This window comes from Burkholderia guangdongensis, assembly GCF_013403875.1.
GTDB classification, from domain to species: Bacteria; Pseudomonadota; Gammaproteobacteria; order Burkholderiales; family Burkholderiaceae; genus Burkholderia; species Burkholderia guangdongensis.
The window spans coordinates 129,774-155,992 of record NZ_JACBNX010000009.1; the positions used below are offsets into that span (position 1 = coordinate 129,774).

Genomic DNA, 26,219 nt, shown 5'->3' on the forward strand with positions numbered 1-26,219 from the left:
CCGAAGCAGTCCAATCCCGATGCGCGGAGGGCATCGCCGCTTTCTCGATCTCGCCCGCTTGCCCGCGTCAATGCGATCGGCTGCTCGTCGCGTCCTCGAACGCAATATCTGATGATCTAACGAACCATACTAGTCTGACGTCACGCCGTGTGCAATCGGTCCGGATGCTAAATTTCCAGCCGGATTTTCCAGCCTGACTCGCCTTCGTCAAACTGTTGCGGCACGCCCGACGCATCGCGCGAAAACTGTCGGCGCGGCACCGGCACTTGCGCTTCGTCGACCGCGGCTTCGCATGGCGCGCTCGCCCCCGCGAAGCCGCGCGGAGGCCCGCGCAGCGGGCGTCGACGGCGGATGCGTCCGCTGCTGGCACAGCTCATGCGAGAAGAGAGGCGAGCGCGCAACCTTGCAGCTCGATTGCCTTCCACCGTTGAGCATCCTTTCGGAGAACTGCCATGAACAAGCTGACCATCGAAGACCTGAGCGCCACCCGCGAACTCGACCGCCGCCAGATGTCCGCCGTGCGCGGCGGCCTGCTGGGCTTCTGGCCGCTGTACCCGTCCTACTCGGTCTCCACGACCAACTTCAGCGCCGATCAGCTGATCGGCCAGACCGCGAACATCGCGAACAACACGGGCAACGACGTCGCGTTCGCCGCGAACATCCATTCGACGGTCAACCCGACGCAGAACGCGCACAACACGATCAACTTCTGATCGCGGCGACGGCGGGCGCCGCGAAGCGCCCGCCCGTCTCGTTCGACGTCATCCCTTTCTTTCGGAGAAGCGCCATGTCATCCATCATGATCCGAGAACTCGCGCCAGGCCCGGCGCTCGACCACAAAGCGATGTCGGCCGTGCGCGGCGGCACCAATTCGTGGCTCGCCGGCCTCGGCCCGATCGCGAACGTCAACGTCGGCGTGTCGCAGAACATCCAGCAATACCAGGCGGTCGAAGTCAACGCACTCAACAACATCGGCTACATCGGCTCCGGCTTCGGGCCGCTCAATCTGAACGTCAATCCGTCGCAGTACGCGAACGCCACCGTCAGCCCGTTCTGACCGTCATCCATTCCCGGGGGCGCCGCAGACGTGGCCGCGTGGCTCCGTCCGCGGCGATCTGTGTGGCGTTCGGTGCGGCTTTCGGCTCGGTTTTCCGCGTAACGCTCAGGTCGCGGCGACGCATCGCGGCACCTATACTGAACGCACGCATCGACCTTCGTCCCTTCCGTGCGCGGAGCCGACCATGAGCATCCTGGTGATCAACGATCTCCCTGAAAGTATCGATCTCGACCGGCAGGCGATGGCCGCCATCAGCGGCGGCGCGAAGATTCGCGCGCATCAGTCGATGCTCGCGCCGCGCCCGCTCGCGTATCTGCATACGGGCGACGCAGCGTCGCCTTTCGCGCGCGAAACGCCTGATAGGCCCGATAGACCCGATACATCCGATACGCCCGATGCAGCCGCCGCGCCGCACGCGGTGCCGACGCTGCTGCGTTGAACGGCGCGCCGAACCGCCCACCGAACGACACGCCGAAAGACACGCCGAACGACACAGCTGAAAGACACGGCTGAAAGACATGCGCGATCACCGCGCCTACGCGGCGCGCATTGTCATCGCGGGCCGCGCGTCGGCCGGCGGGAACACGCACCACGATCCGTCGTCGTGCCGGAAGAAGAAGATCGCGATCGGGCCGGCCGGATGCGCAATCTCGACGCACACGTAGCGGCGCCGCTGCGCGGGCAGGCGACTGAAACGCACGACGCGGGCCGGCACGCGTGCGCTCGGCGCGAGCCATTTGTCGATCTGCATGCGCAGCGAACATCCGTCGCCGCTCAGATCAGCCCCCGTGTCGGGAAGCAGCGGACTCGAGAGCGGGTTCATCTTGGTCTCCTTTCCGGGGAATCGCCGCGTCGCTCAGGCCGCGTGCATCGCAACCCACATCGCAGCCGCCTCGCAGCACCCGCCGGCCTGCCGCGCATCGACCAGCGCGCGGCACATCGACAGCAGGAACCGCAGCGCCGCGCGCGGATGCATCACGCACGTGCGCACCTGCCGGCTGTGGCCCTTGCCGTCGACGCACCACGTGCAGAAGTGCTCGCAGTTGTTCGTCAGCACGCGATAGCGGTTTTCGCCGAGACGCGAACGGGCGCGCAGCACCGCGTCGCGCCCCGCGTACGCCGCGTGCGGATGCGGCTCGACGTGGATCGAATGGCCGTGCGCGAAGCACTCGAGCTCGACCTCCTCGATCGGGCCGCGATGCAGCGACTCGCAGAGCCCCGCGTAGTGGACGACGCGCCCGCCGCCGACGTAGATGCCGTGATGGCTGTAGCCGGCACGCTCGGATACCAGATGCGCGCCGAGCGGCCATGCGTCGTCGACCCGCGCGGCCGCGACACGGCCTGCCGCGTGACCCGCTGCGCTGCTCGCCGGTTGTAGAGCCGGTTGAAGATCGCGTTTCATGGTCAGCTCCGTCCGCTGGTTGCCGGCGCCCCGTGTGACAACGGTTCGCCCGTTGCCAACAACTCCGCATCAAGCGTGCCAATGCACCGGACGCCCGCCGCATCGTGCTTTGACGGAGATGTGCGGCGATCGCGACGGCGAACTGTCGCCGCACGCCCAACGATCGGCACGCGATTGTGTTGGCGCAGCGGCATCAGTCGTCGGCGACGGCCGCCGTTCTCGCGGCCGAGCGCGCGTGTCGGATCGGCGCTGACGTTCGGGATCCGAAGTGTTGGCTTGCACGCGACCGTTGCGGAACACCGGCACGACGCACTAGCATTCAGGAATCGCGCGCCGCCGCCGCTCGCGCGTTGCGCGGCGGGGGCGTCGGCCAGATCGGCCGAATCGGTCGGCGTCGCGCCGGCGATCCGCGCGTGCCGCGTCGCGCATGGCACGAGGCTTGCACGGATGGAGTACCCCAACCGCAGGCTCGCCTCGTTCGGAGACTCATCATGACCTCGCTCGCGATCAACGATCTTCACCTGCAGCGCGACATCGACCGGAACGCGATGTCGTTCATCCGTGGCGCGGGCGCGCCGTGGGTATTCGGCTGGATCCAGCCTTACGCGCCGCCGGCGCCCGCGTTCGGCCCGGTCGTCAATCTTTATCAGACGAACAACACGTTCTATGCGAACCAGGTCGTCAACCAGTTCCAGACCGTCGACGTCGCGAACTCGGCCGCCAACTCGAACCTCACGGTGACGGTCGGCGAGGACGGCAGGAACCGGCTTGCGTAGACGATGAACGGAGATCGCGTGCCGTGACGGCGGAACTGCAATGGACGTCCGCATCGCGCACCGACGTGGGCCTGGTTCGCGCGATCAACGAAGACGACTGCGTCGCGCTGCCCGAGCGCGGCCTCTGGGCCGTCGCCGACGGCATGGGCGGCCATTCGGCCGGCGACCTCGCAAGCCGGACGATCGTGCTCGCGCTCGAGCAGATGCCCGTGCCGAGCGCGCTCAGTGGCATGCTCGACGCGGCGCTCGACGCGCTGCAGTCCGCCAACGCGCAATTGCGCGAGTCGGCCGCGCGACGCGGCGTGCGCCTGATCGGCAGCACGGTCGTCGCGCTGTTCGCGTGCGGCCGGCAATGCGGCTGGCTCTGGGCCGGCGACAGCCGGATCTACCTGTACCGCGATGCGCGCCTCACGCAGCTCACGCTCGATCACAGCCACGTCGCGCAACTGCAGGCGCAGGGCTTTCTGAGCGCGGAGGAGGCGTCCCACCATCCGGCGCAGCATCTGATCACGCGCGCGGTCGGCGCCGCCGAGCGGCTGCGGCTCGATGAAGGACGCATCGACGCGCTCGACGGCGACATGTTCCTGCTCTGCAGCGACGGCCTCTCCAATGAAATGGACGCAGCCGACATCGCCGCCGCGCTCGCGTCGGCCGATTGCCGGCTCGCGGCGGACACGCTCGTCGACCTCGCACTGCAACGCGGCGGACGCGACAACATCACCGCGGTCGTGGTCCGCGCCGACGATCCGGACACGTCGGACCGCACGCTCGCGAATCCCGCCGTGCGACGCTGAACCGCGCCGCGCGCGCGCATCCCGCGCGGTCAGCCCGGCGCCGCGCGCGCTCACTCGTCCTTGTCGGTCGTCGCGCCGTCCTGATGGCGGAAGCTCTTCGAGCGGATGCCGTGCTTCTTGAGCAGCATCTGCAGATGCGAGCGGTTCATCTCGTAGCGGCGCGCGAGCTCGGCGACGGTGCCGCCCGTCTCCTGCAACCCGCGCTCGAGGAACGCACGCTCCGCTTCGTCGCTCGCGGCGCGCTTCGCGTCGCTGAGCGTCATCGGCCGGCCGGGCGGCTCGGCATCCGAGGGCCCCGGCACCGCCGGCAACGACGATGCCGACGACGCCCCCTGCTTCGGCCGGATGTCGTCGGGCAGATGCTCGACGTCCGCGACATCGCCGGCGAGGCACGAGAGCCGGTAGATCAGGTTGCGCAGCTCGCGGATGTTGCCGGGATACGCGTAAGTGAGCAGGAAGTCGCGCAGCTTCGGCGTCGTCTTGAGCGGCCGGCGTTTCAGCGCGCCGGCGGCCTCGTCGCCGAAATACGCGAGCAGCAGCGGAATCTCGTCGCGGCGCTCGCGCAGCGCCGGCAACGTCAAATGGATCACGCTGAGCCGGTAGAACAGATCCTCGCGGAAGCGCCCTTCCTCGCTCATCTGCCGCAGATTCCGGTTCGTCGCCGCGACGATGCGCGTGTCGACGGCGATCGGCTCGTCCGACCCGACGCGCTGGATCTCGTGCGCTTCGAGCACGCGCAGCAGCTTGACCTGGCCCGACAGCGGCAACTCGCCGATTTCGTCGAGAAAGATCGTGCCGGTATGCGCGCTTTCGAACTTGCCCTTGCGGTCGTTCGCCGCGCCGGTGAACGCGCCGCGCCGGTGGCCGAACAGCTCCGATTCGAGCAGGTTGTCCGGAATCGCGCCGCAGTTGACCGAGATGTACGGCCGATCGGCACGCAGGCCGTTCGCGTGGATCACCTTCGCCATCAGCTCCTTGCCGGTCCCGCTCTCGCCGTCGATCAGCACGGGCAGATCGGTCGGCGCGGCCTTTTCGGCGATCTCGAGCGCGGCGAGCAGCTTCGGGTTGTCGCCGAAGATGCCCTCGAACACGAAGCTGCGCTCGATCAGCGCCTGCCGGCGCCGCCGCGCCGACGGCGAAGCGTCCGCGGTTTCCGCCGCGTCCATCCCATCCGCCCCACCCGCCGCATCGAGCGCTTCCGGCGCCGCCGCTGCCGCCTCGACGAAGCGCTCCTTGCGCGACAACTGCATCACCTCGTCGCGCAGCACGTTCGCCTGGTTGAGCAGTTTCTCGATGTCCGCGCGTTCGAGCTTCGGCGCCCAGCGCAGCATCGAGCGCAGGATCTCGATCTTCTCGAGCAGGCCCGCGTACGAAATCGCGGAGTTGCCGAAGCCGTGCGGATCGAAGAGTTTCATGCGGCGCCCAACTGTTTTTGCACGAGCTGGTAGTACATGCCCTGGCGCGCGACGAGCTCGTCGTGCGTGCCCTGCTCGACGATCGCGCCCTCGTAGAGCACGAGAATCTTGTCCGCGCGCATGACCGTGCTCAGCCGGTGCGCGATGATCACCGCCGTGCGGCCGTGCAGGATCTCGTGCATGTTCGACAGGATGTTGCTCTCCGACTGCGTGTCGAGCGACGACGTCGCCTCGTCGAACACGAGCAGCCGCGGCTCGCGATACAGCGCGCGCGCGATGCAGAGCCGCTGGATCTGGCCGCCCGACAGCCCGACGCCGCGCTCGCCGACGACCTGCTCGTAGCCGAGCGGCAGTTTGCTGATGAATGCGTGCGCGTCGGCCATCCGCGCGGCCTCCTCCATCCGGCGCCAGTCCGGGCTCGCATCGCCGCACGCGATGTTCTCGGCGATCGAGCCCGAGAACACGAGATTCGACTGCATCACGTAGCCGATCTGCGCGCGGTAGCTGGCCTTGTCGATCGCGTTCATGTCGTAGCCGTCGACGACGATCTTCCCGTCCGTCGGTGCGTAGAAACCGACGAGCAGTTTCGCGAGCGTGGTCTTGCCCGATCCGCTGCGCCCGACGATCGCGACCATCTCGCCGCGCCGGATCGAAAAGCCGATGTTCTCGAGCACGTACGGCGTCTCGTTGCCGCCGTAGCGGAAATAGACGCCGTCGAACGCGATCTCGCCCTGCAGGTCGGGCAGCAGCACGCGCGAGCCGAGCTCGGCCGGCTTCTGCTCGGGCTCGATGTCGAGCACGTCGCCGAGCCGCTCCATCGCGACGGCCGCGTCGTTCATCAGGCTCCACATGCCGACGAGCCCCATCAGCGGCGCGAGCACGCTGCCCATGAACGCGTTGAACGCGATCAGCTGGCCGATGCTGAGCTCGTGCGACAGCACGAGCGTCGCGCCGACCGACAGGATCACGATCGTCGTCGCCGCGTTCAGCAGCTGGTTGCCGAGCCCGACGAGAATGTTGAACGCCTGCGCGCGGTACTGCACGTCGAGCGCCTTCGCGTACTTGCGCTCCCACTTGAGCCGCACCGTGCGCTCGATGCCCATCCCCTTCACGGTCTCGACGCCGCCGAGCGTCTCCATCAGCAGCGACTTCGCATCGGTCGACGCGGAAAACACCTCGCGCGCGAAATGCTTGAGCTTCGGCGTCGCGAGCGCGGTCAGCGCCATGATCGGCGTCACGAACGCGATCAGCAGCAGCGTCATCTTCACGTTGTACAGAAACATGATCGTGAAGTAGATGAAAATCATCAGCAGATTCAGCGCCGTCGTCACGGTCGATTCGGTCAGGAACGCGCGAATCGTCTGGTTCTCCTGGAAGCGCGCGAACACGTCCCCGCTCTTGCGGCGCGCGAAGAACGAGTACGGCAGCGACATCGTGTGCTTGAAGAACTGCGACATCATCGCGAAGTCGAGGCTGCGCACCATGAAGTTCGACAGATGCGCGCGAATCGTCGTCATCAGCTGCGTGAACACGTTCGAGATCACGAGCCCGCCGATCAGCAGATGCAGCAGACTCACGTTCTGGTGCACGACCACGCCGTCGAGGATGTTCTGGATGATCAGCGGCGGAATCACGCCGAGCATCTGGATCACGAACGTCGCGAGGAACAGGTGCGCGAGGATCTTCCGGTAGGGCAGCAGATAGCCGATGAAGCGCACCCACGGCGAGCGGGTTTCGATCTGCGGCGCCGTCGCCACGTTCGCGCCGAACAGCAGGCACGTGCCGCTCCAGCCGCGCTCGAACGCGTCGACGCTGAGCTTGCGGAAGCCGAGCGCCGGATCGGCCACGCGCACGTGCGTCTTCGACACGCCGTAGACGACTACATAGTGGTAGCCCTCCCAGTGCACGATGAACGGCAGGTCGAACCCGAGCAGCGCCTCGTACGTGCACTGCACGCCACGCGTCGCGAAGCCGAGCGCGTCGCCCGCGCGCGCGAGGCTGTCGAGTGTCGCGCCCTGCGTCGTCACGTTCGCGAGATCGCGCAGCTTGCCGAGCGTCATCGGAATGCCGTGATGGCGACAGATCATCGCGAGGCACGCGGCGCCGCAGTCCATTTCCTCGGCCTGCTCGACGAGCACGAAGCGCCGGATCACGCGCTCGTTGAATTTCGCGTCGGCGCCGAAGTCGATCTGCAGCGGCCGCACGCGCCGCTCGGCGAGCTTCTTCTGCCGCTGCAGCTCCTGATCGATGAAGCGGATCCGCTCCTCGAGCACCTCGCGCAGCTTCGGATTGCGCTCGAGCATGAAGTGCACGGTCTTTTCCGGAATCACGAGCAGGCGCGTGTCGGTCGCCGCCGTCACGGTCGCCGCCTGCTCCTGGCGCAGCAGGCACGCGCGCTCGCCGAAGATCTCGCCGGCGCCGAGCGTCGCGACCGGATAGTCGTTGCCGTCCTCGCGGCATGTGACGCGCACCTCGCCCTGGCGCACGACGTAGAGGCGCAGATCGCCGCCCGCGCCCTGCCGGACGATCTCCTTGCCCGCCGCGACACGCTTCACGCCGACGCTCGACACGTATTCCTCGAGCTCCGCGCGCGTCAGCTTGCCGCGCAAATCGAACAGGCGCGTGACGAAGCCGCCGGCCGAGCTGATCGCGACGTAGCTCGTCACGAACGACTGCGCGGCCGGATTGTCGCGCAGGATCTCGTCGATCGCGCCACGCGGAATGCAGAGCACCTCCGTGTTCGTCGACGCGCGCACCGACACTTCGTGGCAGCTGTCGCGCAGCATCGCCATCTCGCCGAACACGTCGCGCGCCTTGCGCACGCCGACGCTCGTTTCCTTGCCGCGCTCGTCGGCGATCAGCCGCACCGATCCGGCGCGCAGCACATAGAGGCCTTCGGCGGGCTCGCCGCGCCGGCACACGGTGTCGCCGAACGCGTACGTGCGCGTCGTGGCCTGCGCGGCCATCCGGTCGAGCTCGTCGCGCGAAAACAGCGACAGCGGCTCCACCGACGCGAGGAACTCGGCGAGTGTCGGCGTGCCGGCCGGCGCGGGGGCTTGGGCGTCCATCGTCCGGGTCTCCGCGCGTCAGCGAGCTTCGATCACGTGTTCCTGCGCCTGCTGCGCGAGCCATTCCTCGCGCAACAGGCGCCGCACCTCCGCCGCGACGTCCGCGTCGAGCGCGGCCGCGTGCTTCGCGGTGACGGAGAAAATCTCGAAGAACGAGCCGTCGGGCGCGGCGAACGGCCCGAGCAGGTCGCCGACGCGCGCGCTGAACACCTTCGCCTCGATGTCGGTCTTCAGCGACCCGCGCAGCACCTTGCCGATCACGCCGCCGCGCTCGCGCGTGTCGGCGATCGAGTGCTCGCGCGCCATGTCGCCGAAGCAGTCGGGGTCGTCCTCGAGAATCGCCATCATCTCGCGCGCCTTGCCGTCGGAATCGAGCACGATGTGGCTGACCTCGATGCTGTCGAACTTCGGCGAATTGAGCTTGAAGTACGCGTCGACCGCCTCGTCGCCGCAGACCACGTCGAACGTCTTCTCCTGATACAGCGTGTCGGTGATGAACCGCTCGAACTCGTCGAGGCTGATGCCGAACACGTCGAGATAGCGGTTCATGTCGGCCGCGCGATGCAGCCCGCGCACGCGGCGGAACTGATCGGCGCGCGCCTGGATTTCCTCGGCGGTCACCGGCACGCCCATTTTCTTCGCCGCGATCACCGTCAGCCGGTCGCGGACCTGCTGCTCGACGAGGCCCTCGAACTGCCCCGTCAGCTTCAGCACGCGGATGAAATCGTCGGTGCCGATGTCCTCGTCGTCGATACGCACTATTGCCGTCATTTCGTTCCCCTTGGGGACTGATCGCGTCCCTCGTTCCCCCAAATCCCCCAATTCCCGATCCATGGCAGCGCCTGGCCGAGCGCCGCCCACCCCCAAACCCGCGCGCGTCCGTCAGCCGGCAACCTGCCGGAACGGATCGAGCGCGAAATCGATCAGGCGCCGCTCGCGCACGACGATTTCCGCGGTCGCGGTCATCCCGTAGCGCAGCGGATACTTCGCGCCGCCGATCGTGTAGAAACCGCGCGACAGCGCGACGCGGCCTTCGTAGACCGGCTCCTTCGCCGCCCCGAACGGCTTCGTCGCCGGCGAAATGTATTCGAGCGTGCCGTCGATCACGCCATAGCGCTGATACGGAAACGCGTTGAATTTCAGCTTGACCGGCAGTCCTTCGCGCAGGAACGCGCGATCCTGCTCCGCGATCGCGATTTTCACGACGGATTTCGCGTCGGCGGGCGCGATGCCGCCGAGCGGCGTGTTCGCGAGGATCTTGTCGCCGGGCTGCGTCGTCGTCACGTCGGTGATCACGCCCGACGCCGGCGCGAGCACGAGCAGGAAATTGTCCTTGTCGATGTTCTCGAAGCGGATGCGCGCGGCCGCGTCGGCGGCCAGGCGCGCGGTCTGCACCTGAAGGCGCAGCTTGTCCTCGGTGTTTGCGATGTCGCGCAGCGTCGCGTCGTACTGGATGTGCAATTCGGTCAGCGTCTCGCCGCTGCCTTCGAGCTGCGCCTTCGCCTGCGCGAAGTCGTGGCCTTGCTGCGCCTCGAGCTGCGCGAGCCGGGCCTGCGCGATCCGGTAGCTGTCCTCGGCCTGCAGGTACGCGCTGCGCTTCTGCTCGACCTGGCTTTGCGACACGCCACCGCCGCCCGGCGACGCGAACAGGCGCGCGTACTTGTCCTGCTCGTCCTTCGCGAGATCGCGCGCGTGACGCGCATCGTCGATCGTGCTGTGCGCCTCGTCGAGCTGCGCCTTCTGCGACTGCGCGAGCTTGCTCGTGCCTTCGGCGACGCGGTTCTGATGCAGATGCTCCTCGACGTCGATCTGCTGCTTCAACGCGTCGGCCTTGCGCTCCATCAACTGCTTCTTTTCCGGGAACTCCTTCCATTCGCGCTCGGCATCGTCGAGCTTGAGCCGCGCGTCGAGCGCGTTGGTCGCCGCCTCGATCGCACCGCGCGCGTTGATGCGTCCGATCACATCGTTTTTCTCGACCGGCTGGCCCTCGGCGATGTAGATGTCGACGAGCTCGCCGTCGACGGGCGCGTAGATGCGGCGCACCTCCGACTCCGGCGCGAGCGTGCCCGACGCGCTCACGATCACGTCCGCGCGGCCGACGAACGACCACAACAGCCCGCAGACGATGAGCCCGACCATCGTCAGCACGGTGGCTTGCGTGAGCCGCCACGGCCGCGCGGTCAGGATTGCGATGCCTTCGGCGCTGTGGTCCTCCAGCGCCTCGCCGAGCGATCTCGGCGGCTCCGGCGGGCTCGCGTGCCGCGCGCGCTTAAGGAGACTGTCGAGCTTCACCGCGCTCTCCCGACGAAGCGAGCCGCTCCAGCGCGGCGGCGTGCGCGGCGAATTGCGGCGTCGCGAAACGCGCGTGCCTGACGCGATCGGGCATGCCCTGCCCGTGTGCCGCGCGCGCGTCGCTTTCGAGCTGCTGGTACTGCTGCAGATCGGCCTGCACCGCGTCGAGCCCGGCGAGCCGTGGATAGCGCTGCGCGTAGTCCGAGATCGTCGCCGGCAGCGTGTCCAGACGGTCCGCATCGAGCGCCGCCCCGATCGCGTGCTTCAGCCGCCCGAGCGCGGCCACGTAGACGGATTGATCGCTTTGCAGTGCGCGCAGATGGCTGAGCGCGTCCGCATAGAGCGCGTCGAACTCGGGCACGTACGCGGCGATCCGTTCGAGCCGTTGCTGATGCTCGCTCGGGTTGTCGTTCCACGCGCTCGTCAGCGCGTCGATCGGCGCTTCGTCCCGGTAGATCCGGATCGGCGCGCCCGGGCCGCCGCGCCCGACGACGAACGCCTCCAGCTCGCCGATCCACGCGATCTCGTTCACGAGCGGCTGCGCGTCCGGGTTGTAGCGCGCGAGCGTGCGCATCTTCTGCACGATCGCGCGCGCGCGGTCGAATCCGCGCGCATTCATCGCGGCGATCCAGTCGGGCACCGCCGAGCGGATCAGCGCCTCCACGCCCATCGCCCGAAACGCGGTGTCGTCGCGATGCGTAGCCAGATAGCGGTCGGCCAGTTGCGCCGCCTGCGCGGTGTCGCCGCGCGCGAGCAGCGTCGACATCTCGCGCTGCGGCGCGTCGCTCGCGTACAGCGCCGCGAGCAGCACGACGAGCGCCGCGCCGACACCCGCGCTCCACCGGCCGAGCCGGCGCATGTCGATCCGACCGGTACCACCGAGCGCCTCGCTCAGCTCGGACAGAAAGACCTCGAACCTGCCGCGCCGGCGGCGCGCGTCGTGCGCGGCCTGGGGGCCGCTCGGCGCCGCCTGCGGGTTGACTTCGTCGTCGAGCGCGACCGCGACAGGCGTGCAGAAGATGTCGAGAAACGAATGCGCGGTGCCGACGAACGTCGTCCTGTCGAGGTCGGCGGCCGATGCTGCGCCGGTGCCGGGCGTCGACGTCGCCGTCACGGTCGGATCCGATGCGGCCCCGCGCTGCACGCCGACGCGGTAAACGAAATGGTCGCCGCCGAGCGCGAGCACGGCGCCGTCTTCGAGCGGCGCCGCGTGCTCGGCCAGCCGCCGGCCGTCGACGAACGTGCCGTTCGTGCTGCCGAGATCCTCGACGAACACGTCGTCGTCCTGAACGTAGATGTGCGCGTGGCGGCGCGACAGGTAGTTCACCTGATGCGGATAGTCGTGCCGGTAGCACGCGAACGTGTCGTCGGCCTTGCTGACGAGAAACGGGAACGCGGTGATCACCACCGGCTGCAGCCCGAGATCGGCGCGTTCCGGCGTCAGCGTGACGACGGCCGTCCGCGCGCGCTGCTGCGCGGCGCGCGGCACGAACGCGACGCGGTACGTGAGCGCGCCGCCGAAGCGCAGCTCGTCGCCGTCGTGCAGCGCGTGCGGCTTCTCGCTGACGTCGATGCCATTGACCGCTGTGCCATTCTTGCTGCCAAGATCGGCGACGTAGGCGGCGCCGGCTTCGAAGAACACACGCGCGTGCCGCCGTGACAGATCGGCGACGAGTTCGGGCCGCGCCGACGCGAAAGGCGCGTTCGTCCGGCCGACCGCGAACAGCGCGTGGTCGATGCGGATCGCGCTGAGCTCCGGATGGGAGACCGGCTTGAGCACGATGTCGAACGGCCGGTCGAGCGCGATCTGCTTGTCGGCAATCGAAGCAGCGCCTGGATCCATGATTTGGCCAATGATGGATGTGTTCCCGCCAGCGGGCGTGCGCTGCCCACGCGTTGCGCGTGCGCGCCACCCGAATGAAGCCGAGCCGCCGGGCACTGAGCGACAGGTGCGTGAAAAAAAGTTTAGGCGACGGATGACAGTAGTCAATCGGTTGCCGGGGCCCGCGACGCGCATCGCGCAGCCGAGCAGCATGGACTTGCTCATTGCATCGCCTGCCGCACGGGTTCGTCGCCTTCGTTCCTGATCTCGACCGCGCGCCAGCCGCCGCCGATCGCCTTGTAGAGGGTGACCGTGTCGCTCAGAATCTGCTGATGATTCGCGAGCAGCGCGAGCTCGGCGGACGCGACCGAGCGTTCCGATTCGAGCACCTCGAGCTGCGACACGAGCCCCTCCCTGAGCTGTGCCTCGACCTGCGCGGCGACCGCGCGCAGACGCTCGCTCTGCTGTTCGAGCTGCACGCGCTGCTGCTTGTGCGCGTCGAGATCGACGAGCGCGTTCTCCACTTCCTTGAATGCGGCAAACACGGTCTGCCGATACTGCTCTTCGGCGAGTTTGCCCTGTGCCTCGGTCGTCTTGATATGCGCGCGCACCCCCGGATCGAACATCGGCAGGTCGATGCTCGGCAGGAAGCTGAACGTGAACGCGCGAAACAGATCCGACAGCGCGAACGCGGCGGTGCCGCCACGTCCGGTCAGGCTGATCGACGGCAGCTGCGCGAGCTTCGCCGCGCCCACTTCGTCATACGATTCGAGGATGCGGTACTGCGCGGCGACGACGTCGGGACGCCGCGCGAGCAGTTGCGCGGGCAGGCCCATCGGCACGTCCGGCAGCTTCACGCGCTGACGGAGATGGCCGGCGGGCATCCGGAATTCGCCGGCCGGCACGCCGAGCAGCGTCGCGAGCGCGTTCTCCGCGTTGTCGCGCGAACGGTGCAGCTCGAGCAGCTGGTTCGCGAGCCCGTTGATCTCCGCGCTCTGACGCAGCACGTCGGTCTGCGGCGCGACGCCGTTCGCCACCATCTGCCGGTAGATCGCGAGAATCTGACGGTTCTTGTCGAGCGTGCGCCCGGCCTGCTCGATCTGATCGTCGTACTGCAGAATCTGGAAATAGGTCGTCGACACGTCGGCCACGAGCGTCAGATAGCCCGCGCGCCAGTCGGCTTCCGTCGCGTGGTATTCGGCCTTCTGCGCCTGCACGTCCTTCTCGACCTTGCCCCAGATGTCGATGTCCCAGTTCACCTGGCTGCCGAGATCGTAGGTTTTCGACAGCGACGCATGCGTGACTTTCTCGTAGTCGATACCGGCGCCGAGATCGGCCGTCGGCAGCGCGGCGGCATGCGCTTCGCCGATCTGCGCGCCGGCCACGCCGATGCGCGCGGCGAGCACCCGGATGTCGACGTTGCCGGCGATGGCTTTGTCGATCAGCGCGTCGAGCGTCGGATCGTCGAACGCCTTCCACCACTCCGGATTCACGGTGTCCGACGCGGACACCGCGCCGTGCGCATGCGCCCAGGTCGCTTTCGCGGGCATGTCCGGACGCTGGTACGCGGGCACGCTCAGATCCATGCAGCCGCCGAGCGCGGCCGCGCAGAAACCGGCGATACCCGCGATCCGGGCGAGCGAGCGGAAGCGTCCGCGAATGCTGCGCGGGCCGGCCGGCGATGAAAGGGGGTTCACGATCGACTCCTCGGACGGAACATGGCGACGGCGGCGCAAGCGCGCGCTGGAGCGGCCGGAGCGGCCGGACCGTGGCGGCACGACGGCCGCCACGGTCCGGCCGACGATCAGAAATTGATCGTGTTGTGCGCGTTCTGCATCGGGTTGACCGTCGAATGGATGTTCGCGGCGAACGCGACGTCGTTGCCCGTGTTGTTCACGACGTTGGCGGTCTGGCCGATCAGTTGCTGCGCGCTGAAGTTGGTCGTGTCGACCGAGTAGGACGGGTACAGCGGCCAGAGGCCCAGCAGGCCGCCGCGCACGGCGGACATCTGGCGGCGGTCGAGTTCGCGGGTGGCGCTCAGGTCTTCGATGGTCAGCTTGTTCATGGCAGTTCTCCGAAAGGACACACAGGGTTGAAGGCAATCGAGCTGCACTGTTGCACGCTCGCGTCTCATACCGCATGAGGCGTGCCAGGTGCATGCACGTGTCGTCGTCGACGATGTGCACGGGCTTGCTGCGCAAGGGTTCACGGAGAATCGACGCGATGGCCGGGACGTGCCGCGCGCGCATCGACGCGCGGCGAGTGATGCTGCGAGAACGACACTTTTCGTGCGATGTGTTCGACGCGTGCCGACAGTCCGGAGAAGTGTCAGGTCACTTCACGTAGATCGTGATCTTCTTCGAATAGACGGGCGGCTTGTGCGGAACGTGGTCGGCATCGCCGAGCAGCAGTTGCAGCGTGTGCTTGCCGGGCGGCAGTTCGATCATCGTTTCCGTTTCGCCCGCGCCGAAATGCAGATGGTTCCGGTCCGATGGAATCGGCTGATCCATCGGCGGCAGATTCGTGTCGATCAGCAAATGGTGATGGCCGGTGTTCGGAAACTGCACGTGCGACGGCGCGACGCCCATGTTCCGCAGACCGAACCAAACGCGGAACGGACGTCCGGCCGGCATCACCTGCCCGTCGTTCGGCCAGCCGATGTAGACCATCGCATTCGCATTGTGCGGAGGCGTCGGCCCGCTCGACGCCGGCGCGGCGGGCGCGGCGTGCTCCGCATGCATGGCCGGCAGGGCGGAGGCGGCATGTTCGGTATGCATAGCCGCCGGGGCCGAAGGGGCCAACGCAGCGGGCGCGGCGGCCGATGCGGCGGTCGTCTGCGCGAGGGCCGCGTCGCCCCACGACAGCGGCGCGACTGCGACGGCGGCGCAGAGGATGAACTTGTTCATGGCGTCCACTCCCGGTTCGTGCTGCGGGGCCCGCGCGACGTCGCGCGCTACTTGACCGTGATCGTGATCTTCTTCGAATACACGGGCGGATCGTGCGGCACATGGTTGTAGTCGCCCATCAGCAACTGCAGCGTGTGCTTGCCCGGCGAAAGCTCGACGCGCGCCTCGGTTTCGCCGGCGCCGAAATGCAGATGGTTTCGGTCGGATGGAATCGGCTGATCCATCGGCGGCAGATCCGTGTCGATCAGCAGATGATGATGGCCGACATTCGGCCGCTGGATGCCTTTCGGGCAGATGCCCATGTTGCGCAGGCCCATGCGCACCCAGAACCTGCCACCCGAGATCGTCGCGCCGTCCGGCGGCCAGATGATGTAGGCCTCCGCGCCGGGAGGCGAAGGCGTGCGGCCGGCCCACGCGAGTGTCGGCGTCAGGGCGACACAAGCCAAAGCGAACAACGCTCGTCTTCTTCGCATCGTGTTGCTCCTCGCATCGTGGCCGTCGCGCGGCATGTCTGTTTCGGCGCGTGCCTATCAGCTTAGGACGTAATCCACGCGACCGTACATATCGATGCGCCGGTACCTCCGTTCGCGGCAGATGCGTGCGCGCGTATGTCGAAGCCGGTATGTCGAAGTTGTCCCGGGCGCGCGCGTTTTCAGTTCCACACTCGCGACATGCGTACTATCTTTGAATCTGTCCGGACGGTGCCCGCTCGCGACGCCGCGCGTCGCGCACCGCCACGGGCGAACGATCGGCATGGGTCGCGCGCCGCCTTCGGCAATCGGGTCGGACGGCGCGCATTTGGGGGACCTGAATATGTGGCGAGTACTGTTGCCCGCGTGTCTGTTCGTGTCGATCGCGCTGGCCCCGGACATCAGCGCCGGCATGGATCCGCATTCGCGCGCGACGCCGACGCAGGCGCCGACGCCGAAGCCAACGCAGGCGCCGCGGCGCGTCGCGCTCGTGATCGGCAACGGCGCGTATCGCGACCACCCGCTCGCCAATCCTGTCCATGACGCCGATGCGATCGCCGACACGCTGCGCGCGATCGGCTTCGACGTGACGGAGATACGGAACGCCGGCCGGCAACGGATGCTCGATGCGCTCGCCGCGTTCGATCGGCGCCTCGCCGCCGGCGGCACGGGGCTCGTCTACTTCGCGGGGCACGGCGCGAACGCGCGCGGCGCGACATGGCTCGCGCCCGTCGACGCCGACGTCCATACGGCGGACGCGCTGTCGCGCTCGGGCGTCGGCTTGCAGACGGTGCTCGATGCGATGTCGCGGCCGCGCCAGGGCCGCATCGATCTGGTCATTCTCGATACGTGCCTGAGCGCGCCGTCCGGCGCGAGCGCGATGCGCAGCGAGACGCTCCCCGCGCACACGCTCGTCGGCTACGCGACCGCACCCGGCGCATACGCGGCCGACGGCGCGCGCCACGGCGTCTATACCGCCGCGCTGCTGCGCACCCTTGCATCGCCCGGGCTCGATGTCGCCGACGTCTTCGCGCGCGCCGGCGAAATCGTCGGGAGTGCGACGCAGCATCGGCAGACGCCGTGGTTCGCGTCGTCGCTGACGGCTGCGGAAACGGCGCTGCCGTTCACCGGCGCGACCCATGCGGCGCGTGTCGACGCAACCCGTGCGGACGGCAGCAGCGCGCCGCATTCCGTATCGCACGACGCGATCGACGTCGTGACGCTCGCGAGCCGCGGCGTGATGCCGAAAGACAGCGCGGAACAATACGAGCTCACGTTCTGGGAATCGATCAAGGACAGCCAGTACGCGGGCGACTACGAGGCCTATCTGAAGGCCTATCCGAACGGCCGCTTCGTGCCGCTTGCGCAGGCGCGTCTCGCGCGACTGCGGGCGGCGGCGCCGTCAAAGCCCGCCGTCGCGCCGCCGGCGCCGGCTCCCGCGGCCGCACCGGGCACGGCGCCCGCTCATGCGAACGCGGCCGCGCCCGCGACGGCAGCCCCCGCCGCACCCGCAGCGCCCGTAGCAGCGGCGAAGCCGCCGCCCCCGATCGCCGCGCCGGCGCCGGCCGCGAAGCCAGCCGCGGCGGCAGCCGCAGTCGCGGCAAAAGAGATCCGCGATTGCGCGGCGTGCCCCGTGATGCTGCCGGTCAACCCGGGCGCGTTCACGATGGGCAGCGACACGAGCGATCCGTCCGAACGCCCCGCGCACCACGTGACGCTCGGTCACGCGTTCGCGCTCGCGAAGTATGCGGTGACGGTCGCGCAGTGGAACGCGTGTCGCGACGCGGGTGCGTGTGCGCGTCTGCCGAGCGAAAGCAACATCGCGCCGAACGCGCCGGCGCGCGATCTGAGCTGGGACGACGCGCAACAATATGCGGCGTGGCTGTCGAAGATCAGCGGCAAGCCCTACCGTCTGCCGACGGAGGCCGAATGGGAATACGCGGCGCGCGGCGGCACCGCGACGCGCTACTGGTGGGGCAACGAGATGCGCCCGGGCAACGCGAACTGCAAGGATTGCGGCCAGCCGTGGCGCGTCGAAGCGCCCGACAACGTCGGATCGTTCCCGGCGAATCCGTTCGGGTTCTACGACATGGCGGGCGGCGTCTGGGAATGGGTCAGCGACTGCTGGCACAGCTCGTACAAGAACGCGCCCGCCGACGGCCGCTCGTGGGACGAGCCGAACTGCCAGGTGCGCGTGATACGCGGGGGCTCGTGGCGCGACGGCGCGAGCTACATGCCAGCGACGACGCGCTTCAAGTACGACAGCAGCGTCCGTTATTCGGCGAACGGGTTTCGCGTCGCGCGGGACGTGAAATAGGCCACGCGGATCGATGCGACGGGCGTGCCGGTCGGCGGCGCCGCGCCAGCAATGAACTCTGCCCGGCGATCACGCTCCAATTCCTGCTTTCAACTTGCAAGGAATGCGTGAATGCCCCGAACCCGCCACATGCTGCTGGCTGCCGCGCTCACCGGGGCGGCAGGCCTCGTCGGCACCCAAACCGCCATCGGCGCGACATCGACCACATCGACCGCATCGACCGCACCGGCCACGCCCGTCGCCGCGCTGCCGGCCGACGGCCAGCCGGTCACGAAGATCGTTTACGTCGCGCCGAGGAAGGCGCACTGCGTCGGCGTCGCGCCGATGGAATGCCTGAAGGTGCGCGGTCGGACGGACGAGCCGTGGAGCCTGTGGTACACGGGCATCGACGGCTTCGACTTCCGGCCCGGCTACCGGTACGTGCTCGAGGTCGACGAATATGCGGTCGCGCAACCGCCCGCCGACGGCTCGTCGGTCCGCTGGGTGCTCAAGCGCATCGTGCGGCGCGAGCGCGCAAAATGAAACGTGAAGCTGAAACGTGAAGCGCGGCCCGGGCGGACGCGCCGCCCGCCGGCAAATGAAAACCCCGCCGGGCCTGGATCAGGCCCGGCGGGTGCTTTCGTCAACGACGCCCTTTTCGCTCAAGACCCCGAGAAATTCTGCAGGCTCGGCGTCGGGTAACCGTCGCGCGGCATCGAGCTGCGATTCATCGGCAGCGGCCCCTTCATGCGCGGCGAGCCCGATCCCGACGCGCCATGCGCATCGGCGCCATAGCCGCTCGTATCGGCAACCGGCCGTGTCTGCGCCATCGTGTTCTTCGCTGCGACGCGCGCGGTCGCGGCCTGGATCGAATCCGGGTAAGTCGGATCGCTGCCGAGCCCCGGGCGATACCCCGCCTGTTCGAGCTGGATCAGTTCCGCGCGCACCTGCGCACGGGTCAGCGGAGCGTTCGATTGCGCGAACGACACCGCGGGAACGGCGAGCGCCGCGGCAATGACGGCGGCTTGAGCGAGCGACTTCATGATGGCTACCTCCTGGTTTTGTCTATCGGTGCGGCGAACCAGTCGTTCGCCGCTGATGACTGAAGTGTAGGTAGCCGCACCGCCGGGAGTAATCCGCTTTTCTGGAAGACACTTTTGCTGAATTCGGGTTAACCACTAATTCCGAAACGATGCGTCCGTCACTGGTCTTCGGGGCACTGCAGATTGCAGCCGTTCGGATCGCCCATGTCGCCCTTGCGGCGCGCCGCGGACTTCTTGCCGCTCTGATATTTCTTCGACGGCGCCGACGCCGCGAACTCCATCTGCGGATGCTCGTTCAGCCGGAACTGATCGTTGAGGATCCCGCCGGGCACGCCGGGCGAATTCTGCGCGAACGCGAGCGGCGCCGCCGCGACGAGGAACCCCGCGGTCAGCGTGGCCGCAACGAAAGGAACGGATAGCTTCATGACGAAACCGCGCCCGGACGGCGCGCTGGCTGGACGTTGATCAAGCGGCAAGCGTAGCGCAAATCACCTGGCGTTGCAGTGCCGCGCGTCGGCGGCGGCGTTACCGTGCGTTTCCGCGCCCGCGCGTCATGCCGTCGTCCGCGCTTGATGCCACGTCAAGCAACCCCAAGCAACGCCAAGCGACATTAAGCAATGTCGCCCGCGAGCCCCGCCGCGACGCCCACCAGCGTGCCGCACGCGGCCGGATCATAGCCGTCGAGCCGCTCGACCCGCTCCCGGTAGCGCGCGTCGGCAAAGAGCGCAAGTGCGTCGGCGAGCGGCGCTTCGCCGAGCCGCGCGCGCTCGCACGCGAAGTAATAGTCTTCGTCGACGACCGGAATGAAATCGAGCCCGAAATGATGCGCGGCCGGCTGGACGCCGAACCCGAGATCGGCCATCCCGCTTGCGACGAACGCCGCGATCGCCGAATGCGTGAGCTCCGCCGACGCATAGCCGTTGATCCGCGCCGGATCGATGCCGAGCTCGCGCAGCGCCAGCTCGAGCAGCATCCGCGTGCCCGAGCCGGGCTGGCGGTTCACGAAGCGGACGTCGTCGCGCGCGAGGTCGGACAACCCCTCGATCCGCTTCGGATTACCACGCGGCACGAACAGCCCCTGCTTGCGCCGCGTCAGGTGGATCAGCACGTGACGCGCATCGTCGAGCCACGGCCGGTAGATCTGCGCGCACTCCTCGCGAAACGCGCCGCGCGGCAGGTGAAATCCGGCCAGATCGCACTCGCCGCGCGCGAGCGCGCGCACCGCCTCGACGCTCTCGCGGTATTTGATGTCGAGCGGCGTGCCCGCGTCGACGAGCGCCGCCACGAGCGCCGCGACCGCATAGCCGTGCGACGCGTGGATCCGCAGCGCGCCGCCGTGCCGCGCGAGCCGCCGGTTCAGGTCGCTCGCGACCTCGGCCGCGAGCGCGCGCAGGTTCGCGTCGAGCCGCGTGCGCGCGAGCCGCTGCGCGTCCAGCACCGCCCGCCCGAGATCGGACAGCGTCGAGCCCTTGCCGCGCGCGGTCTCGATCAGCGCGCCGCCGACGCACGCCTCGAGCGCGCGCAGCAGCCCCCATGCGTGCCGGTACGACAATCCCTTCGCCTGCGCGGCCTGCGCGATGCTGCCCGTCTCGGCGACGAGTTCGAGCAGCGGCGCGACGTCGGTCAGGCTCGCCGAGCGGCCGTCGACGTCGCGCACGACCAGATGCGCGTCGCATTCGACTCGAATCATTTATGAACCTTCATTTCCTATTGCAGCCACGGAGCGTTCCGCTTATCGTTGGCGGAAATCAATCAAGGTAACGCCAATCTGCCCTATATATGCACTGAAATCACATATAGAGCGTTGGAGGAGCATAACAGATGTCCCCGATTCCCGAAGCGCCCGACGCGCTGGTCGAGCGCCATGCGCGCGCCGGCCGCTCGCTCGTCGCGATCCTGCACGCGATCCAGGACGACGCGGGCTACGTGCCGCCCGGCTGCGTCGCGCCGCTCGCGAAGGCGCTGAACCTGTCGCGCGCCGAAGTTCACGGCGTGATCACGTACTACCACCACTTTCGCACCACGCCGCCCGCGCGCGTGACGATCCAGATGTGCCGCGCGGAAGCATGCCGCAGCATGGGCTGCGAAACGCTCGCCGCGCATGCGGAAGCGCGCACCGGCTGCCGGTTCGACACCACGCACGGCAACGCCGCACACGATGGCGCGGCCCACGGCGCCGAGCCTAGCGCCGTCGCGCTCGAGTCGGTCTACTGCCTCGGGCTGTGCGCGCAATCGCCGTCGATGATGGTCAACGGCGTGCTGCACGCGAAGGTCTCCCCGGAAAAATTCGACGCGCTCGTCACCGACGCGCTCGCCCACGCGAAGGAGCCGGCATGACGACCCGCATCTACGTCCCGCGCGATTCGTCCGCGCTCGCGCTCGACGCCGACGCGCTGGCCGCCGCGATCGTCGCCGAAGCCGAACGGCGCGGCGCCGCGGTCGAGCTCGTCCGTAACGGCTCGCGCGGCCTGCTATGGCTCGAGCCGCTCGTCGAAGTCGGCACCGCGCAGGGCCGCGTCGGCTACGCGAACCTGAGCGCCGCCGACGTTCCCGCCCTGTTCGACGCCGGCTGGCTCGACGGCGGCGCGCACCCGAGCGGCGTCGGCATCGTCGACGCGATTCCGTATCTCGCGCGCCAGCAGCGCCTCACGTTCGCGCGCGTCGGCATCACCGATCCGCTGTCGATCGACGACTACGTCGCGCACGAGGGCCTCGCCGGCCTGAAGAACGCGCTCGCGCTCGACGGCGGTGCCGCGTGCGAGATGCTGATCGAATCGGGCCTGCGCGGCCGCGGCGGCGCCGCGTTCCCGGCCGGCATCAAGTGGCGCACCGTCCGTCAGGCGAGCGCGCCGCAGAAATACATCGTCTGCAACGCGGACGAAGGCGACTCGGGCACGTTCTCCGACCGGATGATCATGGAGTGCGACCCGTACTGCCTGATCGAAGGGATGATCATCGCGGGCATCGCGACCGGCGCGACGATCGGCCATATTTACGTGCGCAGCGAATATCCGCACGCAATCGCGACGCTCGAGGCGGCGATCGACCACGCGCGCGCGGCCGGCTGGCTCGGCGACAGCGTGCTCGGCTCCCCCCACCGGTTCGACCTGTTCGTCGCGAAGGGCGCGGGTTCGTACGTGTGCGGCGAGGAAACCGCGCTGCTCGAATCGCTCGAAGGCAAGCGCGGCGTCGTGCGCGCGAAGCCGCCGCTGCCCGCGCTGTCGGGCCTCCACGGCCAGCCGACCGTGATCAACAACGTGATCACGCTCGCCACCGCGCCGATCATCTTCGCGCGCGGCGCCGCGTTCTATCGCGACTACGGGATGGGCCGCTCGCGCGGCACGCTGCCGTTCCAGCTCGCGGGCAACATCAAGCAAGGCGGCCTCGTCGAGCTCGCGTTCGGCGTCACGCTGCGCGAGTTGCTGTTCGACTTCGGCGACGGCACCGCGAGCGGACGCCCGGCGCGCGCCGCGCAGGTCGGCGGCCCGCTCGGCACCTATCTGCCCGAGCATCAGTGGGACATCCCGCTCGACTACGAGGCGTACGCGGCGGTCGGCGCGGTCGTCGGCCACGGCGGGATCGTGCTGCACGACGACACGTCGAATCTCGCCGAGCTCGCCGAATACGCGATGAAGTTCTGCGCGATCGAGTCGTGCGGCAAGTGCACGCCGTGCCGGATCGGCTCGACGCGCGGCGTCGAGACGATCGCGAAGATCCTCCACGGCGACACGTCCGAGAAGCAGGTCACGCTGCTGCGCGACCTGTGCGACACGATGCTCGCCGGCTCGCTCTGCGCGATGGGCGGGATGACACCGTATCCGGTGCTGTCCGCGCTCGATCATTTCCCCGAAGATTTCGGGCTTGCCGAGGGCCAAGGCGCCGCGGCCCGCCCCGCTCAGGCCGCGGCCTGACCCAGAAGGAGCGTTGCATGTCCGTCGACAACCTGAACACCCCGGCAGGCGGCTGCGGCTCGGGCCAGTGCGCGTGCAAGAGCGCCGCGCAGCGCCGCCTCGATCCACTCGACGATACCGATTACGGCACGCCGTTCCGCCATGCCGACACCGACGTCACGCTCGAGATCGACGGCCAGCCGGTCACGGTGCCGGCCGGCACGTCGGTGATGCGCGCGGCGATCGAAGCCGGCGTCAACGTGCCCAAGCTGTGCGCGAGCGATTCGCTCGAGCCGTTCGGCTCGTGCCGCCTGTGCCTCGTCGAGATCGAAGGACGGCGCGGCTATCCGGCGTCGTGCACGACGCCCGCCGAAGCGGGCATGAAGGTGCGCACGCAGTCCGATCGCCTGCAGTCGCTGCGCCGCAACGTGATGGAGCTCTATATCTCCGATCACCCGCTCGACTGCCTGACCTGCCCCGCGAACGGCGACTGCGAGCTGCAGGACATGGCCGGCGTCGTCGGCCTGCGCGAAGTGCGTTACGGCTTCGATGGCGCGAACCACCTGAAGGACGAGAAGGACGAATCGAACCCGTACTTCACGTACGACCCGTCGAAGTGCATCGTCTGCAACCGCTGCGTGCGCGCGTGCGAAGAGACGCAAGGCACGTTCGCGCTGACGATCGCCGCGCGCGGCTTCGAATCGCGCGTCGCCGCGGGCGAGAGCCAGCCGTTCATGGAATCCGAATGCGTGTCGTGCGGCGCGTGCGTCGCCGCCTGCCCGACCGCGACGCTGCAGGAGAAGACGGTCGCGGTGCTCGGCCAGGCCGAGCATTCGGTGATCACGACCTGCGCGTACTGCGGTGTCGGCTGCTCGTTCAAGGCGGAGATGAAGGGCTCGCAGGTCGTGCGGATGACGCCGCACAAGAACGGCCTCGCGAACGAAGGGCATGCGTGCGTGAAGGGCCGCTTCGCGTGGGGCTACGCGACGCACAAGGACCGCATCACGAAGCCGATGATCCGCGAGAAGATCACCGACCCGTGGCGCGAAGTGAGCTGGGATGAGGCGATCTCGTATGCGGCGTCGCAGTTCCGCAAGCTGCAGTCGAAATACGGCCGCGACTCGATCGGCGGGATCACGTCGTCGCGCTGCACGAACGAGGAAACGTACCTGGTGCAGAAGCTCGTGCGCGCCGCGTTCGGCAACAACAACGTCGACACCTGCGCGCGCGTGTGCCACTCGCCGACCGGCTACGGGCTCAAGACGACGCTCGGCGAATCGGCCGGCACGCAGACGTTCGCGTCGGTCGGCGAGGCCGACGTGATCGTCGTGATGGGCGCGAACCCGACCGACGGCCACCCGGTGTTCGGCTCGCGGCTCAAGCGCCGCGTGCGCGAAGGCGCGAAGCTGATCGTCATCGATCCGCGCCGCATCGACATCGTCGACGGCCCGCACGTGAAGGCCGTGCATCATCTGCCGCTGCGGCCCGGCACGAACGTCGCGATGGTCAACGCGCTCGCGCACGTGATCGTGACCGAAGGGCTCGTCGCCGACGCGTTCGTCGCCGAGCGCTGCGAGACGCGCGCGTTCGAGCAATGGCGCGAGTTCGTGTCGCGCGAAGAGAATTCGCCCGAGGCGACCGAAGCGGTGACCGGCGTGCCGGCCGCCGACGTGCGCGCGGCCGCGCGCCTGTACGCGACGGGCGGCAACGCGGCGATCTACTACGGTCTCGGCGTGACCGAGCACGCGCAGGGCTCGACGACGGTGATGGGCATCGCGAACCTCGCGATGGCGACCGGCAACATCGGTCGCGAAGGTGTCGGCGTGAATCCGCTGCGCGGCCAGAACAACGTGCAGGGCTCGTGCGACATGGGCTCGTTCCCGCACGAGCTGCCCGGCTACCGGCACATCGGCGACACGGCCGTGCGCACGCAGTTCGAGCAGGCGTGGTCGGCAACGCTGCAGCCCGAACCGGGCCTGCGGATCCCGAACATGTTCGACGCGGCGCTCGACGGCAGCTTCAAGGGCCTCTACTGCCAGGGCGAGGACATCGTGCAGTCCGACCCGGACACGCAGCACGTCGCGGCCGCGCTGTCGGCGATGGAATGCATCGTCGTGCAGGACATCTTCCTGAACGAAACCGCTAAGTACGCGCACGTGCTGCTGCCGGGCTCGACGTTCCTCGAGAAGGACGGCACGTTCACGAACGCGGAGCGCCGCATCTCGCGCGTGCGCAAGGTGATGCCGCCGCTCGCCGGCTACGCGGACTGGGAGGTGACGCTGCTGCTGTCGCGCGCGCTCGGCTACGAGATGGACTACGCGCATCCGTCCGAGATCATGGACGAGATCGCCCGCCTCACGCCGACGTTCACCGGCGTGTCGTACGCGAAGATCGACGCGCTCGGCAGCATCCAGTGGCCGTGCAACGACGACGCGCCGGAAGGCACGCCGACGATGCACATCGACGCGTTCGTGCGCGGCAAGGGCCGGTTCGTGATCACGCAGTTCATGGCGTCGCCTGAGAAGGTCACGCCACGCTATCCGCTGATCCTGACGACCGGGCGCATCCTGTCGCAGTACAACGTCGGCGCGCAGACGCGCCGCACCGACAACGTGCAATGGCATCAGGAGGATCGCCTCGAGATCCATCCGCACGACGCGGAAGATCGCGGGATCAAGACCGGCGACTGGGTCGGCATCGAATCGCGCGCCGGGCATACGGTGCTGCGCGCGCTCGTCGCCGAACGGATGCAGCCGGGTGTCGTGTACACGACGTTCCACTTCCCCGAATCGGGCGCGAACGTGATCACGACCGACAGCTCGGACTGGGCGACGAACTGCCCCGAGTACAAGGTGACCGCGGTGCAGGTGATGCCGGTCGCGCAGCCGTCGGACTGGCAGCAGGCATACGCGCGCTTCAACGCGGAGCAGCTCGATCTGCTGAAGCGGCGCGAAGCCGAGTCGACCGTCACCACGGGCAAGTGAGGCC

The 26,219-nt window shown here is 68.4% G+C and carries 24 protein-coding genes; 10 read left to right on the forward strand and 14 right to left on the reverse strand.

Annotation, left to right across the window (positions count from 1 at the left end):
• Positions 1-452 precede the first annotated feature (452 nt).
• From HZI36_RS10775 to HZI36_RS10785, 3 genes are all read left to right on the forward strand, one after another.
• A complete protein-coding gene (locus HZI36_RS10775) occupies positions 453-713 on the forward strand; it encodes a hypothetical protein (protein WP_179402635.1) in 261 nt (86 codons plus the stop codon).
• A 74-nt stretch (positions 714-787) separates the two neighbouring features.
• Complete coding sequence (locus tag HZI36_RS10780; RefSeq protein ID WP_179402636.1) at positions 788-1,057, forward strand: hypothetical protein; 270 nt, start codon at positions 788-790, stop codon at positions 1,055-1,057.
• A gap of 184 nt (positions 1,058-1,241) precedes the next feature.
• Positions 1,242-1,496, forward strand: a complete 255-nt coding sequence (locus tag HZI36_RS10785; RefSeq protein WP_179402637.1) for a hypothetical protein — start codon at positions 1,242-1,244, stop codon at positions 1,494-1,496.
• Positions 1,497-1,592: 96 nt separating this feature from the next.
• Here the strand turns inward: HZI36_RS10785 and HZI36_RS10790 are convergent, their stop codons facing one another.
• Both HZI36_RS10790 and HZI36_RS10795 read right to left on the reverse strand, forming a co-directional pair.
• Positions 1,593-1,808 carry a hypothetical protein gene (locus HZI36_RS10790; protein WP_179402718.1) on the reverse strand — a complete coding sequence of 72 codons (216 nt, stop codon included), beginning with the start codon at positions 1,806-1,808 and terminating at the stop codon, positions 1,593-1,595.
• Positions 1,809-1,913: 105 nt separating this feature from the next.
• Positions 1,914-2,459, reverse strand: a complete 546-nt coding sequence (locus HZI36_RS10795; RefSeq protein ID WP_179402638.1) for a lecithin retinol acyltransferase family protein — start codon at positions 2,457-2,459, stop codon at positions 1,914-1,916.
• Positions 2,460-2,950: 491 nt separating this feature from the next.
• Between HZI36_RS10795 and HZI36_RS10800 the strand changes: the two genes are divergently transcribed.
• Together HZI36_RS10800 and HZI36_RS10805 are read left to right on the forward strand one after the other, a co-directional pair.
• Positions 2,951-3,235, forward strand: coding sequence for a hypothetical protein (locus HZI36_RS10800; RefSeq protein WP_179402639.1), 285 nt, complete (start codon positions 2,951-2,953; stop codon positions 3,233-3,235).
• 23 nt (positions 3,236-3,258) lie between these two features.
• Positions 3,259-4,029, forward strand: coding sequence for a protein phosphatase 2C domain-containing protein (locus HZI36_RS10805; protein ID WP_179402640.1), 771 nt, complete (start codon positions 3,259-3,261; stop codon positions 4,027-4,029).
• Between the two features lie 50 nt (positions 4,030-4,079).
• Here HZI36_RS10805 and HZI36_RS10810 read toward each other — a convergent pair whose 3' ends face one another.
• The 9 genes from HZI36_RS10810 to HZI36_RS10850 form a co-directional block, all read right to left on the reverse strand.
• Positions 4,080-5,444: a sigma-54 interaction domain-containing protein gene (locus HZI36_RS10810; protein ID WP_179402641.1), complete on the reverse strand. Its 1,365-nt coding sequence runs from the start codon at positions 5,442-5,444 to the stop codon at positions 4,080-4,082.
• The gene (locus HZI36_RS10815; protein WP_179402642.1) at positions 5,441-8,512 is read right to left on the reverse strand and encodes a peptidase domain-containing ABC transporter; all 3,072 of its coding nucleotides are present in this window, start codon (positions 8,510-8,512) and stop codon (positions 5,441-5,443) included. The genes HZI36_RS10810 and HZI36_RS10815 overlap by 4 nt, the downstream gene beginning before the upstream one ends.
• A gap of 18 nt (positions 8,513-8,530) precedes the next feature.
• Positions 8,531-9,283 (reverse strand): peptidylprolyl isomerase, encoded by a 753-nt coding sequence (locus HZI36_RS10820; RefSeq protein ID WP_179402643.1) that lies wholly within the window; start codon positions 9,281-9,283, stop codon positions 8,531-8,533.
• Between the two features lie 111 nt (positions 9,284-9,394).
• Complete coding sequence (locus HZI36_RS10825; protein WP_179402644.1) at positions 9,395-10,804, reverse strand: beta-barrel domain-containing protein; 1,410 nt, start codon at positions 10,802-10,804, stop codon at positions 9,395-9,397.
• Entirely contained in the window at positions 10,782-12,647 is a 1,866-nt protein-coding gene (locus HZI36_RS27230; protein WP_179402645.1) for an FHA domain-containing protein, read from the reverse strand. The genes HZI36_RS10825 and HZI36_RS27230 overlap by 23 nt, the downstream gene beginning before the upstream one ends.
• Positions 12,648-12,847: 200 nt before the next feature.
• Positions 12,848-14,323 carry an efflux transporter outer membrane subunit gene (locus HZI36_RS10835; RefSeq protein WP_179402646.1) on the reverse strand — a complete coding sequence of 492 codons (1,476 nt, stop codon included), beginning with the start codon at positions 14,321-14,323 and terminating at the stop codon, positions 12,848-12,850.
• Between the two features lie 107 nt (positions 14,324-14,430).
• The gene (locus HZI36_RS10840) at positions 14,431-14,691 is read right to left on the reverse strand and encodes a hypothetical protein (protein WP_179402647.1); all 261 of its coding nucleotides are present in this window, start codon (positions 14,689-14,691) and stop codon (positions 14,431-14,433) included.
• Positions 14,692-14,959: 268 nt separating this feature from the next.
• Complete coding sequence (locus HZI36_RS10845; RefSeq protein ID WP_246327048.1) at positions 14,960-15,367, reverse strand: DUF4399 domain-containing protein; 408 nt, start codon at positions 15,365-15,367, stop codon at positions 14,960-14,962.
• 212 nt (positions 15,368-15,579) lie between these two features.
• A complete protein-coding gene (locus HZI36_RS10850) occupies positions 15,580-16,005 on the reverse strand; it encodes a DUF4399 domain-containing protein (protein ID WP_179402648.1) in 426 nt (141 codons plus the stop codon).
• 340 nt (positions 16,006-16,345) lie between these two features.
• On the opposite strand from HZI36_RS10850, the gene HZI36_RS10855 reads away from it, so the two are divergent.
• Positions 16,346-18,319 (forward strand): SUMF1/EgtB/PvdO family nonheme iron enzyme, encoded by a 1,974-nt coding sequence (locus tag HZI36_RS10855; RefSeq protein ID WP_179402649.1) that lies wholly within the window; start codon positions 16,346-16,348, stop codon positions 18,317-18,319.
• Between the two features lie 111 nt (positions 18,320-18,430).
• The gene (locus tag HZI36_RS10860; RefSeq protein ID WP_179402650.1) at positions 18,431-18,841 is read left to right on the forward strand and encodes a DUF4377 domain-containing protein; all 411 of its coding nucleotides are present in this window, start codon (positions 18,431-18,433) and stop codon (positions 18,839-18,841) included.
• A gap of 119 nt (positions 18,842-18,960) precedes the next feature.
• Here HZI36_RS10860 and HZI36_RS10865 read toward each other — a convergent pair whose 3' ends face one another.
• The 3 genes from HZI36_RS10865 to HZI36_RS10875 all read right to left on the reverse strand — a co-directional run bounded on the left by HZI36_RS10865 (position 18,961) and on the right by HZI36_RS10875 (position 21,031).
• Positions 18,961-19,341 carry a DUF4148 domain-containing protein gene (locus tag HZI36_RS10865; RefSeq protein WP_179402651.1) on the reverse strand — a complete coding sequence of 127 codons (381 nt, stop codon included), beginning with the start codon at positions 19,339-19,341 and terminating at the stop codon, positions 18,961-18,963.
• A gap of 158 nt (positions 19,342-19,499) precedes the next feature.
• Complete coding sequence (locus HZI36_RS10870; protein ID WP_179402652.1) at positions 19,500-19,766, reverse strand: hypothetical protein; 267 nt, start codon at positions 19,764-19,766, stop codon at positions 19,500-19,502.
• A gap of 185 nt (positions 19,767-19,951) precedes the next feature.
• Positions 19,952-21,031 carry a substrate-binding domain-containing protein gene (locus HZI36_RS10875; RefSeq protein WP_179402653.1) on the reverse strand — a complete coding sequence of 360 codons (1,080 nt, stop codon included), beginning with the start codon at positions 21,029-21,031 and terminating at the stop codon, positions 19,952-19,954.
• Positions 21,032-21,162: 131 nt separating this feature from the next.
• Here HZI36_RS10875 and HZI36_RS10880 point away from each other — a divergent pair, with 131 nt between their 5' ends.
• From HZI36_RS10880 to fdhF, 3 genes are read left to right on the forward strand one after another with little or no spacing between them, the layout of a single operon-like run.
• Positions 21,163-21,678, forward strand: coding sequence for an NAD(P)H-dependent oxidoreductase subunit E (locus HZI36_RS10880; protein WP_179402654.1), 516 nt, complete (start codon positions 21,163-21,165; stop codon positions 21,676-21,678).
• Entirely contained in the window at positions 21,675-23,252 is a 1,578-nt protein-coding gene (locus HZI36_RS10885) for a formate dehydrogenase beta subunit (RefSeq protein WP_179402655.1), read from the forward strand. Before HZI36_RS10880 ends, HZI36_RS10885 begins: the two co-directional genes overlap by 4 nt.
• 17 nt (positions 23,253-23,269) lie before the next feature.
• Positions 23,270-26,215: a formate dehydrogenase subunit alpha gene (gene fdhF, locus HZI36_RS10890; RefSeq protein WP_179402656.1), complete on the forward strand. Its 2,946-nt coding sequence runs from the start codon at positions 23,270-23,272 to the stop codon at positions 26,213-26,215.
• The last annotated feature ends 4 nt before the right edge of the window (positions 26,216-26,219 follow it).